19 protein-coding genes are annotated in these 16,425 nt (G+C 33.3%); 11 read left to right on the top strand and 8 right to left on the bottom strand.

Features of this window, described 5'->3' with window-relative positions:
* The first annotated feature begins 13 nt into the window (after positions 1–13).
* From FPG59_RS02170 to FPG59_RS02130, 10 genes are all read left to right on the top strand, one after another.
* Positions 14–1,258 (top strand): hypothetical protein, encoded by a 1,245-nt coding sequence (locus FPG59_RS02170; protein WP_086452979.1) that lies wholly within the window; start codon positions 14–16, stop codon positions 1,256–1,258.
* Between the two features lie 11 nt (positions 1,259–1,269).
* The gene (locus FPG59_RS02165) at positions 1,270–2,334 is read left to right on the top strand and encodes a hypothetical protein (protein ID WP_140344580.1); all 1,065 of its coding nucleotides are present in this window, start codon (positions 1,270–1,272) and stop codon (positions 2,332–2,334) included.
* A gap of 112 nt (positions 2,335–2,446) precedes the next feature.
* Positions 2,447–3,157 carry a PepSY domain-containing protein gene (locus FPG59_RS02160; protein WP_086452977.1) on the top strand — a complete coding sequence of 237 codons (711 nt, stop codon included), beginning with the start codon at positions 2,447–2,449 and terminating at the stop codon, positions 3,155–3,157.
* Between the two features lie 45 nt (positions 3,158–3,202).
* Entirely contained in the window at positions 3,203–4,072 is an 870-nt protein-coding gene (locus FPG59_RS02155) for a DUF2911 domain-containing protein (protein ID WP_086452976.1), read from the top strand.
* A 20-nt stretch (positions 4,073–4,092) separates the two neighbouring features.
* Positions 4,093–4,584, top strand: a complete 492-nt coding sequence (locus tag FPG59_RS02150; RefSeq protein ID WP_086452975.1) for a DUF305 domain-containing protein — start codon at positions 4,093–4,095, stop codon at positions 4,582–4,584.
* Between the two features lie 39 nt (positions 4,585–4,623).
* Positions 4,624–7,215, top strand: coding sequence for a multicopper oxidase domain-containing protein (locus FPG59_RS02145; protein ID WP_086452974.1), 2,592 nt, complete (start codon positions 4,624–4,626; stop codon positions 7,213–7,215).
* A 309-nt stretch (positions 7,216–7,524) separates the two neighbouring features.
* Positions 7,525–7,758, top strand: a complete 234-nt coding sequence (locus FPG59_RS17030) for a four-helix bundle copper-binding protein (RefSeq protein ID WP_244199267.1) — start codon at positions 7,525–7,527, stop codon at positions 7,756–7,758.
* A 76-nt stretch (positions 7,759–7,834) separates the two neighbouring features.
* Positions 7,835–8,257 (top strand): hypothetical protein, encoded by a 423-nt coding sequence (locus tag FPG59_RS02135; protein ID WP_086452973.1) that lies wholly within the window; start codon positions 7,835–7,837, stop codon positions 8,255–8,257.
* A gap of 32 nt (positions 8,258–8,289) precedes the next feature.
* Positions 8,290–8,397, top strand: a complete 108-nt coding sequence (locus FPG59_RS16930) for a heavy metal-binding domain-containing protein (RefSeq protein ID WP_222616914.1) — start codon at positions 8,290–8,292, stop codon at positions 8,395–8,397.
* Positions 8,394–8,837 (top strand): universal stress protein, encoded by a 444-nt coding sequence (locus FPG59_RS02130; RefSeq protein ID WP_158234602.1) that lies wholly within the window; start codon positions 8,394–8,396, stop codon positions 8,835–8,837. Before FPG59_RS16930 ends, FPG59_RS02130 begins: the two co-directional genes overlap by 4 nt.
* Before the next feature lie 169 nt (positions 8,838–9,006).
* Here the strand turns inward: FPG59_RS02130 and FPG59_RS02125 are convergent, their stop codons facing one another.
* From FPG59_RS02125 to FPG59_RS02110, 4 genes are all read right to left on the bottom strand, one after another.
* Positions 9,007–9,381, bottom strand: a complete 375-nt coding sequence (locus tag FPG59_RS02125) for a DUF4136 domain-containing protein (protein WP_086452971.1) — start codon at positions 9,379–9,381, stop codon at positions 9,007–9,009.
* Complete coding sequence (locus FPG59_RS02120; RefSeq protein WP_086452970.1) at positions 9,368–9,640, bottom strand: DUF4136 domain-containing protein; 273 nt, start codon at positions 9,638–9,640, stop codon at positions 9,368–9,370. Before FPG59_RS02120 ends, FPG59_RS02125 begins: the two co-directional genes overlap by 14 nt.
* A gap of 65 nt (positions 9,641–9,705) precedes the next feature.
* A complete protein-coding gene (locus FPG59_RS02115) occupies positions 9,706–10,257 on the bottom strand; it encodes a hypothetical protein (protein WP_086452969.1) in 552 nt (183 codons plus the stop codon).
* Between the two features lie 96 nt (positions 10,258–10,353).
* Positions 10,354–10,962 carry a cytochrome c gene (locus FPG59_RS02110; protein ID WP_086452968.1) on the bottom strand — a complete coding sequence of 203 codons (609 nt, stop codon included), beginning with the start codon at positions 10,960–10,962 and terminating at the stop codon, positions 10,354–10,356.
* Positions 10,963–11,451: 489 nt separating this feature from the next.
* On the opposite strand from FPG59_RS02110, the gene FPG59_RS02105 reads away from it, so the two are divergent.
* Positions 11,452–11,859, top strand: a complete 408-nt coding sequence (locus tag FPG59_RS02105) for a metalloregulator ArsR/SmtB family transcription factor (protein ID WP_086452967.1) — start codon at positions 11,452–11,454, stop codon at positions 11,857–11,859.
* Here the strand turns inward: FPG59_RS02105 and FPG59_RS02100 are convergent.
* The 4 genes from FPG59_RS02100 to FPG59_RS02085 all read right to left on the bottom strand — a co-directional run bounded on the left by FPG59_RS02100 (position 11,805) and on the right by FPG59_RS02085 (position 16,323).
* Positions 11,805–12,626, bottom strand: coding sequence for an AraC family transcriptional regulator (locus FPG59_RS02100; protein ID WP_086452966.1), 822 nt, complete (start codon positions 12,624–12,626; stop codon positions 11,805–11,807). The genes FPG59_RS02105 and FPG59_RS02100 overlap by 55 nt on opposite strands.
* A gap of 101 nt (positions 12,627–12,727) precedes the next feature.
* Positions 12,728–13,261 carry an ankyrin repeat domain-containing protein gene (locus FPG59_RS02095; protein WP_086452965.1) on the bottom strand — a complete coding sequence of 178 codons (534 nt, stop codon included), beginning with the start codon at positions 13,259–13,261 and terminating at the stop codon, positions 12,728–12,730.
* 5 nt (positions 13,262–13,266) lie between these two features.
* The gene (locus FPG59_RS02090; protein WP_303393802.1) at positions 13,267–14,736 is read right to left on the bottom strand and encodes a catalase; all 1,470 of its coding nucleotides are present in this window, start codon (positions 14,734–14,736) and stop codon (positions 13,267–13,269) included.
* A 99-nt stretch (positions 14,737–14,835) separates the two neighbouring features.
* Complete coding sequence (locus tag FPG59_RS02085; protein WP_086452963.1) at positions 14,836–16,323, bottom strand: catalase; 1,488 nt, start codon at positions 16,321–16,323, stop codon at positions 14,836–14,838.
* Positions 16,324–16,425 lie beyond the last annotated feature (102 nt).

The raw sequence follows: 16,425 nt of genomic DNA, 5'->3' as shown, positions 1-16,425 counted from the left end.
ATGGTAAATTAAAATGAATAACCTTACTCAAATAGTCCAACAATACCAAACCGATGCCGAAAGTGTTTATAATACTTGGTTTGTCGATAACGACCAAAGGCTAAAAGCATTTCGAACCATTCGCAGAGGTATTTTGCAAGTAATAGACGATATTAAAAACAAGACATTTCCAAATGATTTTAAAGGGAGTAGTTTAGAATTTGTGTTGAGTTGTATTGCCGAGCAAAAACAAATTTTTGTAGGTGTGGCACATCCTTTTTATTGGAAACCAAAATTAAGAATTCCAGATATTTACGAAAATCCAAACAATAAAATTGCTTTCGGCCAATTTCTCGAAAACTGCATCAATGCAAAAACTGAAGAGCAAGTTGTAAAAGAAATTGTAAAATTGGATGAATTAAAAATAAAAGGTTTAGGTCCGGCGGTAGCGAGTATTTTATATTTTTTACATCCTACTTGGTTTCCACCATTCAACACGGCAATTCTCAACGGATTTAATTTTTTATTCAAAGACAAAAAGAAATTAGGTAGTTGGACAGAATACCTAAAAATAAGAGAGACATTAATAGAAACCAACAGCAAACATAAATCTGAATTATCAAATGATTTAGGAGCGATTGCAGGTTTGTGTTTTGAAATTGGAACACAAAAAATGCTCATTGGTAATGATGAATATTTAAGCGAAGTAGAACGTACAAAGTTTGAAAAGAACATACTAAAACGACAAAAAGAAATTCAGGAAGAAAAATTAGCAGAAAATCTTCATAACGAAATGCAATACCATTTATTAAAAATTGGGAGTTCATTAGGTTACGATGTTACTCCGGCCAGTAATGACAAGAGCAAAGCATTCAATGGTCAAAGTTTTTCATTTATTTCAGTGAATAAATTTCCAGAATTACCAACCGATAAAGACACTCAAAACACAATCAAACTCATTGATGTACTTTGGTTTAAAAAAGGAACAAACAAAATCATTGGAGCATTTGAAGTAGAAAAAAGCACCAGTATTTATTCAGGTATTTTACGTTTATCCGACTTGTATTTTAGTATTTCCAATGGCGAAGAGGTATTTTATATCATCATTCCGGACAGTCGCGAAAAAGATGTGATACAACAATTGAATAGACCTGTTATTAAAAATTCAAAAATGAATATCAAATACATACTATTTTCTGAATTGCGAAGTCAATGTGATGCGATTTGCAAGTTTGGTTCAGATTATTCCATTATGGAAAAAATAGCAAAATCAACTTAAATAATAAAAAAATGAAAAATCTTGCAGTACTAAAAAAAATTCAGATTATGGTAGTATTAGTAGTGACTGGCTTAATAATAGGCAGCTGCAATAATCCTAAAGAACCAATGCAATTAGCAAAAGTATACGTAGCCAATGAGGATGGAGGTAGCATTTCTGTTATAAACCTTCAGGACAGCACAAAAAATACAGAAATATCAATTAGTGACTCTTCAGGAATGATGTTTATGGCTCATAACGTACAAGTTGCACCTGATGGGAAATCCGTTTGGGTGACGGCGATACCTATGGATAGTACAGCAACAAATCAATTGATAGTAATCGATCCAAACACTAATTCAATAAAAAAACGTATTGAACTTGGTAAGGATTTGCATCTGGCTCATGTAGTTTTAGATAATAAATCTGAATATGCTTATGCAACTGCAAATGAAACAAATCAGATATTTCAAGTCGATGCTAAAACATATAAAATAACTCAAAAATTTGAGTTAGGAAAAGGATATTTACCACATGGTTTTAGACATCAAAACGGAAAACTTTATGTTGCAAATATGGATGCAAAAAGTATGTCGATTATTACTATTTCTGATGGCACAATAACAGACATTCCACTGGGAGGAGTGGCTGTGCAAGTTGCAACTACACAAGATGAAAAATTTATTTTTGCGAGTTTGTATGATACTAAAGAAGTAGTAAACTATGATATTAAAAATGCTCAAATAACAAGAATAAAATTACCAAATGATGCGCAAGGTCCAATTCAATTATATGCCACGCCCGACAGTAAATTGTTATATGTAGCCGATCAAGGGGAAACAATGGGTAGACCTGTTTCAAATAAAGTTTTTGTAATTGACATAACCAGTAACAAAGTTATTAAAACTATAACCGTAGGTAATAAGGCACACGGTGTAGTGGTTAGTAAAGACGGAAAAACAGTTTATGTTACCAATAGTGGTGACAATACTGTTTCAGTAATAGATGTGACAACTCAAAAAGTAATTAATACAATTGCAGTAGGCAAAAAACCGAATGGAATAAGTTATTCGTCCGAAACTGGCGGAATGGAATAGAAAATTAGGCAATGAATATTCTAATATATTCTGTTTTATATAATTGCAATTTTAATGCGATTTTCAAAGTTGGTTCAGTTTATTTAACAATTTAAAAAAAATTAAAAGGTAAATGATTAAAGGAAAAAAAGTAAAATGGATTAGAAAATCTCACCGATATTTAGGAATATTTTTAGGTCTTCAATTCTTAATGTGGACCATTAGCGGTCTGTATTTTAGTTGGTCTAATATTGATGATATTCATGGAATTCAATTTCATAAAAAAGGAATTGTTGCCGAGTCGTTTTCAGGTTTAATAAGTCCTTCCCTACTTCATCCTTCGATAGCAATTCAATCTATAGAATTAAGGGTAATAAATAATCAACCTTTTTATTGGGTTAATGACAAGATGCTTTACAATGCCAAAACAGGAGACTTAAAAAAAGGAATCACTAAAGAAGAAGCATTAGCAACTGCGGATAAAAATATTGTATCAGGTTTAAAAGTAAAAGAAATACAACTTATTAAAGAAGTAGGGAAACACCATGAATATAGAGAGCATTTACTACCTGCCTATGTTATTTCATACCAAGAACCAAATAATTTAAAGGCTTATATTTCAGCAAATGATGGAGCTTTTCAAACGATTAGACACCGCGATTGGAGATGGTTTGATTTTTTATGGATGACCCATACCATGGATTATGAGGGTAGAGACAATATGAATAATATTGTGTTAAGAGTCTTTTCATTATTGGGGTTAATAACCGTTTTAAGTGGTTTTTTACTTTGGTATATCTCATCGCCTACTATTAGAAAAATTTGGAGGAAAATAAAAAAATAATTTAAAATAATAAAAAACAGTAAAATCAATTTAAAATCAAAAACCATGAAAAAAGTAATTCTAATACACTTCTTTATTTTGCAAGCTTTAATAATTTCGGCACAAGAAAAAGTTCAAATAAAACTAACTTCTCCAAGTCCATCCGCATCGTTTGAACAAGAATTGGGAAGCACAATAATCAAAGTTTCTTACAGCAGACCACTAGCAAGAGGCCGTAAAATATTCGGTGAATTAGTGCCATTTGAAAAACTCTGGCGAACTGGCGCCAGTGATTGTACTACAATAACTACCAATGAAGATATTGTGTTTGGAAATACTACTTTAAAAATGGGTAGTTACTCAATATTCACAATACCTTCAAAAAAGGAGTGGACAATAATTATAAATACAGATACAACATTACACGGCGAAACTGGATATGATGATAAAAAAGATGTTTTTCGTCTTACAGTTCCAGTAGAAAGTACACCCAATTTTCATGAAACATTTACAATCGAAATAAATGACATTAACAGCAAAGGGGAGGGATTTCTAAAACTAATATGGGAAAATACTACAATAAAAATACCATTAAAAAGCAAAGCAGATGAAACTATTTTAGCAGTAATAGATAAAAACATTATTAAAGAAAAAATCCTTGATGCTAATTTATTATTTCAAGCGGCAAACTATTATTACAGTACAAACAGAGATTCCAAACAAGCAATAGCTTGGCTAATTGAAGCCGAAAAATTAGATCCGCAGAATTTTTACTATCCTAATTTGAGACAAAAAATAGCAACGGAACTAAAAGACTATCCAAGTGCAATTGAAGCAGGGAAAAAAGCTTTATCAATAGCAGAATTAAAAAAAATGAAAAGTGTTGAATCACTTAAAAAACAAATTTTAGAGTTAGAGTTACTATTGAAAAAATAATTAATTTAAAAAAAAAAAATATGGAAATGAAACACACAACAGAAGAGCATTCAAAAGAATTAAGTTTGACTATGTACAAGAAATTAGCGATTATGATAGTGTTATCATTTATAGCGATGTACATACTAATGTATTCAATGGTAGATGTTTTTGCCAATGTAATACCCAATATAAACCAATTTTACATGGCTGGACTGATGACCATGCCGATGCTCATAATTGAACTTCTAGTGATGGGTAGCATGTATGGAAATAAGAAATTAAATATTTCACTGCTTGTCACTGGTTTTATTGCTTTGATTCTATTTTTTGCAGGTATTAGGCAACAGACGGCAGTTGGGGATAAAGAATTTTTAAAATCAATGATACCACACCATGCCGCAGCAATATTAATGGGAAAAGAGTCATCGGTTACCGACCCTGAAATAAAGGAATTAATTAAAAATATTATTACCAGCCAACAGGCAGAAATTGAACAAATGAAAGCAAAGCTTAAAGAATTAGATAAATAACTCCAAAATAATTTGTAAATCAATTTTAAACTTAAAAAAATGAAAAAAATTATAGTATTAATATTCATCATGTCTATTTATTCCTTTGCCCATGCACAGGATATGAAAGGTATGGATATGTCAAAAAAGGAAAAGGCGCAAAAGGTGCAGCCCACAACGTATACCTGCTCAATGCACCCCGAAATTCACGCTGACAAACCGGGAAAATGTCCTAAATGCGGAATGACGTTGATAAAGGAGAAAGCTAAAACGGGTAAAAAAACGGTGGTGAAGAAGCATGATGAAATGCAAATTCCCATGAAAAAGACTTCTGAAAAGAAGGGTAGCATGGACAATATGAAAACGGATGCTAATGCTTCACATCAAAATCATAATATGAGCATTATGGATATGACAAAAGCAACTCTAGAAACCGTAACTAAAATTGAAAACAACACACCACCAAGAACAGTGCGTTACGATTTATATGTGCGAGACACCATCGTAAATTTTACAGGTAAACCTAAAAGAGCCATTGCTGTAAACGGACAAATACCGATGCCTACACTTACATTTACCGAAGGCGATACCGCTGAAATTTATGTACATAATGAACTGGATGAAGAAACATCGTTGCATTGGCACGGTTTGTTTTTACCTAACAAAGAAGATGGTGTGCCAAACTTAACACAAATGCCAATAAAGCCCAACACGACACACAAATATACATTTCCGATTATCCAACAAGGAACACATTGGTACCACAGCCATTCAGGATTGCAAGAACAAATCGGAATGTATGGTTCATTTATTATGAATAAAAAAACGGATGATCTAACTTTTAGAAAGGGTATTGATGATTTGCCAACCGTTCCTATAGTATTGAGCGAATGGACAGATCTAAATCCAAAAAATGTACATAGAATGTTGCACAACGCAAACGATTATCCAGCAATCAAAAAAGGAACAACCCAAAGTTATACAGAAGCCATAAAGCAAGGTTATTTAGGTGTTAAATTAAAAAATGAATGGAAAAGGATGAATGCAATGGATGTAAGCGATGTATTTTACGATAAAATCCTTATGAATGGTAAGCAAAGTACGGATGTGAAAAGTATTGATGGAAAACCTTTAAAAGCAGGTGATAAAGTACGTTTACGCGTATCTAATGGTGGGGCTTCTTCCTATTTTTGGCTTACTTATGCCGGTGGAAAAATAACGGTAGTTGCAAATGACGGTAACGATGTAGAACCTGTAGAAGTAGATCGATTAATTGTTGGTGTTTCTGAAACTTACGATGTTCTAGTTACTATTCCTGCCGATAAAACTGCTTTTGAATTTTTAGCCACCACCGAAGATAGATTGTATTCAGCTTCTTATTTTATTGGGGATGGTATCAAACAACTTATTACACCTCTTCCCAAGCTTAAATATTTTGAGGGAATGAAAATGATGAATGGGATGATGAAAATGAACGGCGATTTAGACGATATGGGAATGAATATGTCCTACAATCAAATGGATATGAATGTAGTAATGTACCCAGAAATTACCGGAGAACAAAAAAAGAAAAGCGATAAAAAAATGAAGGATATGAAAATGACCGAAGCCGATTATAATAGTAATGCGCTTTCGGATATTACTACCTTAAATTATGCAATGTTAAAATCGCCAACTAAAACGATACTTCCTAAAGATGCACCAGTAAGAGAATTAAAATTTGAATTGACAGGAAATATGAACCGTTATGTTTGGAGTTTAGACAACAAAGTGGTTTCCGAAGCGGATAAAATATTAATTAAAAAAGGCGAAAATGTTCGCATCACAATTCACAACAATTCTATGATGCGACACCCAATGCACTTGCACGGTCACGATTTTAGACTATTAAATGGTCAAGAGGATTATGCTCCTCTAAAAAACGTTGTGGATATAATGCCAATGGAAACCGATGTATTCGAATTTAATGCCAATGTAGAAGGCGATTGGTTTTTCCATTGTCATATTTTGTATCACATGATGAGCGGAATGGGCAGGGTTTTTAGTTATGAAAACCAAGCACCAAATCCCGAAATACCAGATCCTAAATTAGCACGACGAAAATTGTTTGCTGACGATAGAGCTTTTCACTTTATGGCAGAAAATGATTTTGCAACAAACGGAAACGATGGAGAAGCTATGTATCAAAGTACACGTTGGAGTATTGGAACAGAATGGAGATTAGGATACAATGATATGCACGGTTACGAAACCGAAACCCACATAGGTCGATATATTGGTAAAATGCAATGGCTAATGCCTTTCATTGGTTTTGATTGGAGATACAGAAAAATGGGAATAGACAATCAAGAAAGAAATCTTTTTGGGCAAACCAATACCAAAGACAACAGAGCTGTTTTTAGTGCAGGGGTTAATTACACATTACCAATGCTTATAGTCGCTCAAGCCGAAGTTTTTACCGACGGAAATGTACGTTTACAGTTTGAACGAAAAGACATTCCAGTTTCAAAAAGACTACGAATGAGTTTAATGTGGAATACCGACAAAGAATATATGGCAGGTTTAAAATACATTGTCAAAAGAAACTTTGGATTTACAACCCACTATGATAGTGATATGGGAATTGGTTTTGGCGCTACTTTGAATTATTAAAAAACTCAAATTTTAAATTTATATAAAGGATACTTGTTCTAAAAGACAAGTGTCCTTTTTTTGCAATTACAATTTTCAAAAAAACAAATCTATACGCATGACAATGTGTTAATTATATGATTTTTATTAGAATTTCACAATACTTTTTCAAGTTAAAAAGCTACCTTTAAACTGCGAAAATTAATTCGCAATTTAAATTTAAAAAAGATGAGTCATCAAAAATTTAAAGATTGTATCGATGCATGTTCAGAATGTGCAGTAGAATGTTCGCATTGCGAAAGTGAATGCTTGAATGAGTAAGACGTAAAAATGTTAGCGCGTTGCATAAAACTAGATCATGATTGTGCAGCTATTTGTTTATTTGCAATACAGTCTATGGCAAGCGGAAGTGAGTTTGCTGAAAAAATCTGCAAACTATGCGCCGAAATTTGTACAGCTTGCGCCGAAGAATGTGAAAAACATGCACACATGGAGCATTGCAAAAATTGTGCGGAAGCCTGTCGCAAATGTGCTGTTGAGTGCAGTAATATGAGTAAAATGTGAGTATTTAAATCTCTTAAATATAGTTTCGTTTAGAGGAATTATTTAAGAGATTTTAAAACAATAAAAATTATAAACTATGAAAACAGTACAAAAAATCACATTAATTATTGTATCGATTGGTTTGTTTACATCGTGTCAATCCAAAACTGATGTAAACCAAATTCTTTCAAATTCAGATACAAAAAAGGCAATTATGGATACTATTGCAAACAATAGCGATATGTCTAAAGATATGATGCAAGCAATGATGAACAGTAGTAAAGGAAAAATGATGATGACAAATCACGAAAATATGATGAAAATGATGAAGGATAATCCAGATATGATGAAAGGAATGATGACTGAAATGATGGAAGCATCTAAAACAGATACTACGATGATGTCTGAAATGTGTAAATCGATGATGGATAATCCTAAAATGATGGATATGATGAAAGATAAAAAAATGCAATCACACAAAATGACTGGAATGGATAAAAATATGGATATGTCCAAATAATACAAATACAAACAACATTAAAATATAAAAAAATGGAAACTCAAAAAACGTACACCTGCCCAATGCACCCAGAAGTTACTTCGGATAAACCCGGAAAATGTCCCAAATGTGGAATGAATTTAGTGGAGAAAAAAGAATGAAAATTCTACTAGCAACCGATGGTTCAAAATATAGTAAAACAGCAATTAATGAAATTGCCAACAGGCCATTTCCGCCCAAAACCGAAGTGTGCATTCTTGCCGCATATGAAATTACCTCCATTTTAAACACTTTAGAACCAATGGGTGTTTCTCACGAATACAATGCGAAATTTGATGAAAACGCATTTAAAAATGCAGAAAAAAATGCAAAAAGTGCAGCCGAAATTCTTGAAAATAAAAATCCAAATCTGTTAGTAACCACAAAAATAGTTGCAGGTTCACCAAAAAGTGTAATACTTAACGAAGCCGAAAAATTTAAAGCCGATTTGATTATAGTTGGTTCACACGGATATGGAGCAATCGAGCGTTTTGTTTTAGGCTCTGTTTCGCATTCAGTTGCGTTACATGCAAAATGTTCGGTAGAAATTGTTCGTAAATAAAAAACTTAACAATGGACAAACACATTTCCATTTTGTAGTACGGTATTATTGAACTTACTGTTAGATTTAAGAACCTAATGTAAGTTCGTTACTGAAAATATATTGTGAAAAAGATTTATATTCATTAATTTTTCTTGGTCTGTTGTTTAATTCATTACCAATAGAGAATCTAATTTTTTTTCGGACGCTTGTGTCCATTAATAGGTTTTATGGGATAATTATCAAGAATGTCATACACAGCAGGATGTAAGTTATCCCCAATATAAGATGGGTCATATAAATCCCCTTTAGCAGTTCCTGTCCATACAAGTTTATTCAGTTTCCTGTCAATTATATTCAGCGTGATTGCGCCTTCTGTATATTCGACCTTTTGGGTTACATAAGTGGTATAGTTGTAATTATAGTGATGGAGGTAATAGTGATTGCTGGGATAATGATAGTAATAGGGGTTGTGATAATACCAACCCGAAGGATAAGTGTAACCAGGAGTACTGACTGATTTCTCCTTTTTAACGGCAGTGATAACTAAGTCAAGAAAAAACATCCGGTGTATCAATGCTTATTTTGTATCCTCTCTCTCCCATGCAATGAGTGAAATAGTTGCGTGTATTGTTGCGAATAATCTGATTATTGTATTCGCCTTGAGCTGTGTCTTTATTCGGTAGCCACGCAAACGTTTTGTATTTTGTAAAATCAACACTGCGATCATAATCGGAAGTGATTTTCGTATAAACCCCGCATCCGGCAATAGCGAGGAAAAGAAGACCAATTAAATAGTTAAATAATTTTCTATGTGTTTTCATGTTTCTATTTTTTTATGCAACACTTTCTTAGTGAAGCTATTGTTATTTGATTTGAATGGATTTCATTAGTTTGATTTCTTAAGTACAGTCTGAAAAATTTGTATCGTTATTTCATTGTTCCATCCTTCTGGCAAATCGATCCCAAAATCACTTAAACGCAATTTAAAGTTGAGTGTAAGTAAACAGGAAATGGTTTCGTTACTTGCAATGTGTATAAGCAATCCGTTTATATATATTCTTTTCGCCTTTCCATTCAAATGCAACTCAGCTTCAAAATTTAGTTTGTGATCTGGATGTTGTAATGTCTCCACGTAAGGAATGTTCAGTTGTCCTTTCAGGACTACCTGCCCCATGTTTGAGTTGATAAGCTTCACATTCAATGAATCTGTTTTAGTACGTAAAATAGCTGGATTAAACGTTAGTTCCATTACAGCAGTTTCATAATTGATTAAAACAAACAAACGATTGCTATAGGCTATTATTATGGAATCTCTGTACGAGCCAATAACCTCTATACTTCCTTCCCGGGTTCGGTATCTTTGCTGTGCCTTAGCTGAAAAGCTCCATAGTAGTAATACTATAGTGCATATCCATACTGTTTTTAGAATTTTTGCCATTACTTTTTGCTTAATTGCGAAATATATTTGTATGTAATTGCTTTTCTGAATCGGTTATTATCATTTGAATTATTTATGTTTTTTTCATTCATTTTCCTAATGATTTTGCCCTTGGTGTTCCATCATTTCGCCTGAATTTTTCAGAGAATTTACATAAACATAAACCGAAAGGATTTCTTCTTCGCTTAAAATGTTTTCCCATGCTGCCATTGCAGTTCCCTTCATTCCTTTTTTTATGAGGTATATTCGCCCCTGATCTGAATAAAATGATGAATGTTCAGGGTCAGTAAAATCGGCTGGCTTTGGTTGTAATGTTGCTGCTCCAGGACCATCGCCTTTACCGCCACTTCCATGACAAGTAAGACAATATTTTGTGAATATGTCTTTACCTTGTGCAAGTTGTTCCTCTGTGCCGAGAGATACGGACTGATTATATTTTTCGCCCAATTCCTGTTTTAACCATTTGCGCGTTTCATTCATTTGTTGTGAATGCCCACTATGTCCATAGTTGTCATTTTCTTCTCCCTTTTGTTGAGGGTGGTTCTGTTCAATTTGTTCTTGGTTTTTTTCGGAATTTCGGCAAGAAGTAAGCATCAGCAGTGCATACATCAATGCGGTAATGATTACAAACTCGATTTTGGCAGTTCGGAGCAGTTTACACAGAGTGTGACTGAAGAACTCACCATATTGTTTAGATTTTTTCATAGTTCTGTTTTAGTTTTTAAATTAAACCATCAACGAAATACAAATTCTCGATACTTTTTACTAAAAAACACTTGAATTAGATATAAAACACTATTCTTCAGTGATTTAATATAAATTTACGATTTATTTAAGTATGTAACTTGGAATTTTTTATTTTTTTATTTCCACAAATAAATAATATATATCATGCTGTAGGAATGATTAACTTCATAAAACGATTACGAGTTTTAGGATCTTTCCATCCTGCCATTACCGTCACCTCTCTCTAATAACACTTTGTCAATGCTTATAATGACTCAAGTCAAAGTATTTACCGATGGTAATTTGAGTACAGTTTGAATGAAAAGCAATACTAAATCATTTACTTTAAAAATTGAAGTATTCATTTCAAAGTAAAATGTTAAACTTATTTTTATTATTTAAGCATTTGCTTAAATAATAAAACAATTAACTACATTTGTTTAGTATTCAATTTAAACAATTACAACAATGGACAATAATCAAACGTGTATAAGAGTTTTGGCTGATAAAAATCAAATCAATACCTGTAAAAACAAATTAGAAAATAACAGCAACGCTTTTGAACAATTGAGTGGTTTATTAGCATTAGCTGGCAATGAAGTACGACTAAAAATAATGTTTCTTCTTGAAGAAGAAAATGAACTTTGTCCTTGCGACCTTGCCGATATTTTAGAAATGAGTATTCCTGCCGTTTCACAACATCTACGCAAAATGAAAGACGGAAATGTTATTGAAGCAAGACGGTCTGGCCAAACTATTTTTTATTCTCTAAAATCAGAACAATTACAAATACTTCGTCCCTTTTTTAAATACATTATTAGTCAAAATTCAAATGGAGAAACTCCTGTTTGTTTTTTGAAAAATATGCTAAAATAAAGTGGATCTTCAAAACCAAGTTCAATGCTTATTTGTTTTATTGTAAAGTCAGTAATGTAAAGTTTGTTTTTTGATTGACTAATTAATTTGTTGAATAGAATTTGTTGTATTGAAACGCCAAAGAATATTTTGCATTGTCTGTTTAAGGTACTTTTGGAAACATTTAGTGCTTGGCAGTAAAAGTCTACACTATGATTTTTTATGAAATTTTGGTTAACTAATAATTCAATTTTTCGTGCCATCTCTGGTAGTTGAACTTTATCAGTTTCATTCTGTTCTTTTAGTTTTAATCGTACCGAATTGATTAAAATAATTTTCAAAAGACTTGAAATCATTTGTAAACTGGCGAAGCTTATATTTTGAAGCTCCTTTTGCATTTGTCCTACCATTTGACAGATGTTACTGAATTCTCCATCATCGCATTTAAAAATGGTATTGTAAAAAGGATTGTTAAACAATAGTCCTTGACATCCAATTTCACTTGCATGAATATCAATACAGAAGAAATCAGGATGGAATTGAATGCAAATCCCTTCCAATGGATTTTCTGCATCGGTTTCCCATTTAATTTTTTGGTAGGGATAAAAAAAAACGGCGTCTTTTGCTGATAGTTCTCGTGTTTGGTTATCGATAGACACGATTCCTTTTCCTTTTTGTATTAAAATAATTGCATAAAAATTTTCTTTATTGAAATGGTTCCAAAATGTAATGGTTTGGAAATGAAATAAAGAGAATACGGTTTTATTGTTTGCGTTATATAAATACATAAAAGGATTGGGGAGTTTTTGATAGTCTAAAAGTGTCGAGAGAATTATTATAAAAACAGAGCTGATTAAAAAAACAGCTCTGTTAATGTTCAATATTAAAATTATTTCAATAGATTGATTATCTCATTGTTTTCCTGCATTTGAGCATGGTCAATTGCTTTGTTACCGAAATTATCCTGAATGTTTTTGTCGACGTTTTTGGCAAGAAGTAGTTTTACTATAGCGACCCTATTAAAAGTACTAGCAAAAAACAATGCTGTAGCACCATTAAAATTTTGGATGTCTAACTTTATGGATTGGCTGTTTACCAGTAACCTCACTATAGTGTCATAACCGCGGAAACAAGCGCCCATTAATGCTGTATTTCCCATCTTATCTCGAAGATTTACATCTGCATCATTGTTTAGTAACAATTTTACTACTGCATTGCTTTCATTATAGCAAGCTATAATTAGAGGTGAATATCCGCTGCTATCGACAGTGTCAATCTTGAGTCCTTTATCGATATACTTTTTTACAGCCACGGTATCATTTATCCTGGCTGCTTGGAAGATATCCATTTGCGCAGATGCTACCATTGTGTTGAAAAGTATAAGGATTACAATGAGATAGGTCTTGTATGGAAATATTTTCATTGGTTTTAAATTTTTTGAGTCTTCATAATAAAAGATTCAACTTCATTACGATCTATGCTTAAAGATTTGGCTAATCGCATGCCGTAATCTTTGTCAGCCATGTAAAAATGGTAAATCATTTGATAGATAATTTCTTTATTTTTTACCTGACTTAAATCGGCAGTTAGATTTTTGATCAAATTTACTTTTTGTCCTTCGGGTAATGCACGGTAATAATCCCCTGCTTGGCCAAAGTTATTAGGCTTTGTGATTTTTCCTTGGGTTGTGGTAGCGTCCTTGTAAGTTGTTTGAGAATACTTATATTTAGGATTGTCGCTAAGAGAATTTTCTTGAAATGATGGTTGGTAGTTAACATCAAGCTTCCCTTTTTTTCGGTTACTCATTCTGCTTCCTTGAGAATTGTTGTTCACAGCTACTTTTGGTGCATTTACAGGGAGTTGCATGTGGTTTGGACCTATTCTGTAAAGTTGGGCATCAAAATAAGAAAATAATCTTCCTTGAAGCATTTTGTCTTCAGAAGGTGCAATTCCAGGGACCATGTTACTTGGTGCCATTGCAGATTGTTCTACTTCTTCGAAGAAATTATCTGGGACTCTATTTAAAGTAAATTTACCAACCAATTTTTTTGGAGCTATTTTTTCAGGCCAAATTTTGGTTACGTCTAACGGATTAAAATCATACTTATCGAGATCTTGAGGATTCATTAATTGAATAAAGAAATTCCAACTTGGAAAATTACCTTTTTCAATATTCTCATATAGATCTGTTGTAGCATGTTGACTAGACATTCCCTGAATTTTTGCGGCCTCCTCCATTGTAAGGAACTTTTCGCCTTGTAGAGATTCCCAACTAAACTTAACATAAACTACGTCACCTTTTTCGTTAATCCATTTAAATGCGTGTCCACCAGCACCGGGTACTTGTCTGAAATTTGCAGGCGTACCAAAGTCTGTGTATACCATAGTCAACATATGGGTTGCTTCGGGGATGTGAGAAAAGAAGTCAAAATACCTGTTAGGATCTTGCTTGTTATATATAGGTGATGGTTTTAGGGAATGAATCATGTCTGGGAATTTTATTGCATCCCTGATGAAAAAGATAGGCGTATTGTTTCCTACAATGTCCCAATTCCCTTCTTCTGTATAAAATTTCAAAGCAAATCCTCTTGGGTCTCTCACCGTTTCAGGAGAACCAGATCCGCCAATTACTGTAGAAAAACGGACAAACATTGGAGTCTTTTTTCCTTTTTGGTTGAACATTTTCATCATGGTTATATCAGAATAGTCGCCAAAACTTTCGAATTCACCATAAGCACCTACACCTCTCGCATGCACAACTCTTTCTGGAATTCTTTCTCGATCAAATGCGGAAAGTTTCTCGATCAAATGACTATCTTCCAGTAGAGTGGGGCCATTTTGGCCAACTGTTTTTGAGTTTTGATTGTCTCCTACAATTCTACCCGAATTTGTAGTCATTTGTTTTTTTTGTGCAAATGAATTTATGCTAACTAGGGCCAGCATACAATATGCTATAACCGTTTTATTAATTAATATCATTGTTATTGTGTTTGTATATTATTTTATTTTTTTCATTTCGTAACCTTCAAAGTCAAATATCTCTTCCATCGTTAGTCCCAAGGCATGAGCAACGCCTTCACCATACGCAGCATCTGCTAGATAGCAGTTTCTGATATGTCTAATTTGGATAAACTTTTGGGCTCCGCCTACATTGGCAGCTGTATTTTTAAAGAGTATGGCTCTTTTCTCTGGAGTCATTAGTCTAAATAGATTTCCTGGTTGACTAAAATAATCATCATCAATTCTATGATCCCAATGACCTGCATCACCATTAATTTTCAGAGGTGGTTCGCTAAAGTCAGGTTGTTCTTTCCATTCACCAAAGCTATTTGGTTCGTATCCTTTGGTACCTCCATAATTTCCGTCGGTACGCATTGCGCCATCTCTGTGATAAGAATGAAAAGGGCATTTTGGAGCATTTACTGGTATTTGGCTATGATTTACTCCTAATCGATATCTTTGCGTATCACCATAAGAGAATAAACGACCTTGTAGCATTTTGTCTGGAGAAAAACCAATACCAGGAACTATATTTGTTGGATTAAAGGCTGATTGTTCTACTTCAGCATGATAGTTTTCGGGGTTTCGGTTAAGGATTAATTCTCCAACAGGAATAAGAGGATAATCTGCATGAGGCCATACTTTTGTTAAATCAAACGGATTTATTGGATAGGTGTCAGCATCTTTTTCTTCCATAACTTGAACGTACATTGACCATTTTGGAAAATCGCCGTTTACGATACTTTCAAATAGATCACGTTGATGGCTTTCTCTGTCGTTTCCTATGAGTTGGTTTGCTTCTTCATTCGTAAGATTTTGAATTCCTTGTTGTGTTTTAAAATGGAACTTTACCCAATATCTCTCATTATTATCGTTAATAAAACTATAGGTGTGGCTACCAAATCCATCCATATGTCTGTATGTCTTTGGTATCCCACGGTCACTCATTGTGATAGTTACTTGATGTAATGATTCAGGTAATAATGTCCAAAAATCCCAGTTGTTATCAGCACTCCTTAAATTAGTCTGTGGATCTCGTTTAACGGCATGGTTTAGATCGGGAAATTTCATTGGATCTCTCAAGAAGAATACAGGAGTATTGTTACCTACTAAATCCCAGTTTCCTTGTTCGGTGTAAAATTTTAAAGCGAAACCTCTAATATCTCTTTCTGCATCGGCTGCACCTCTTTCTCCTGCTACAGTAGAAAAACGTAGAAATAATGGTGTTTCCTTACCAACTTTGGAAAATATTTTTGCCTTTGTATATTTTGTGATGTCGTGAGTGATTTTTAGTGAACCGTAAGCAGCTGATCCTTTTGCATGCATACGTCTTTCAGGAATCACCTCTCTGTCAAAGTGAGCCATTTTTTCTAAAAACCAAACGTCTTGCAGTAGTGCAGGGCCTCTTTGCCCAGCTGTCATAATGTTTTGATTGTCTACTACGGGTGATCCATTGCTAGTAGTTAATTTTTTTTTGTTTTCCATTTAGAAGTAATTATAGAGTTCATAATTTTTTTAAATTTTAAACAGTATAAATAATGCATCTCTTCATACCGTTTAAAGTTTTTCAAAGTTATTTAATGGAAG

This window comes from Flavobacterium sp. FPG59 (assembly GCF_002150205.1).
In the GTDB taxonomy this organism is placed as follows: domain Bacteria; phylum Bacteroidota; class Bacteroidia; order Flavobacteriales; family Flavobacteriaceae; genus Flavobacterium.
The sequence above is the reverse complement of the archived record's forward strand: the minus strand, read 5'-3'. Positions and strand labels throughout refer to the sequence as shown.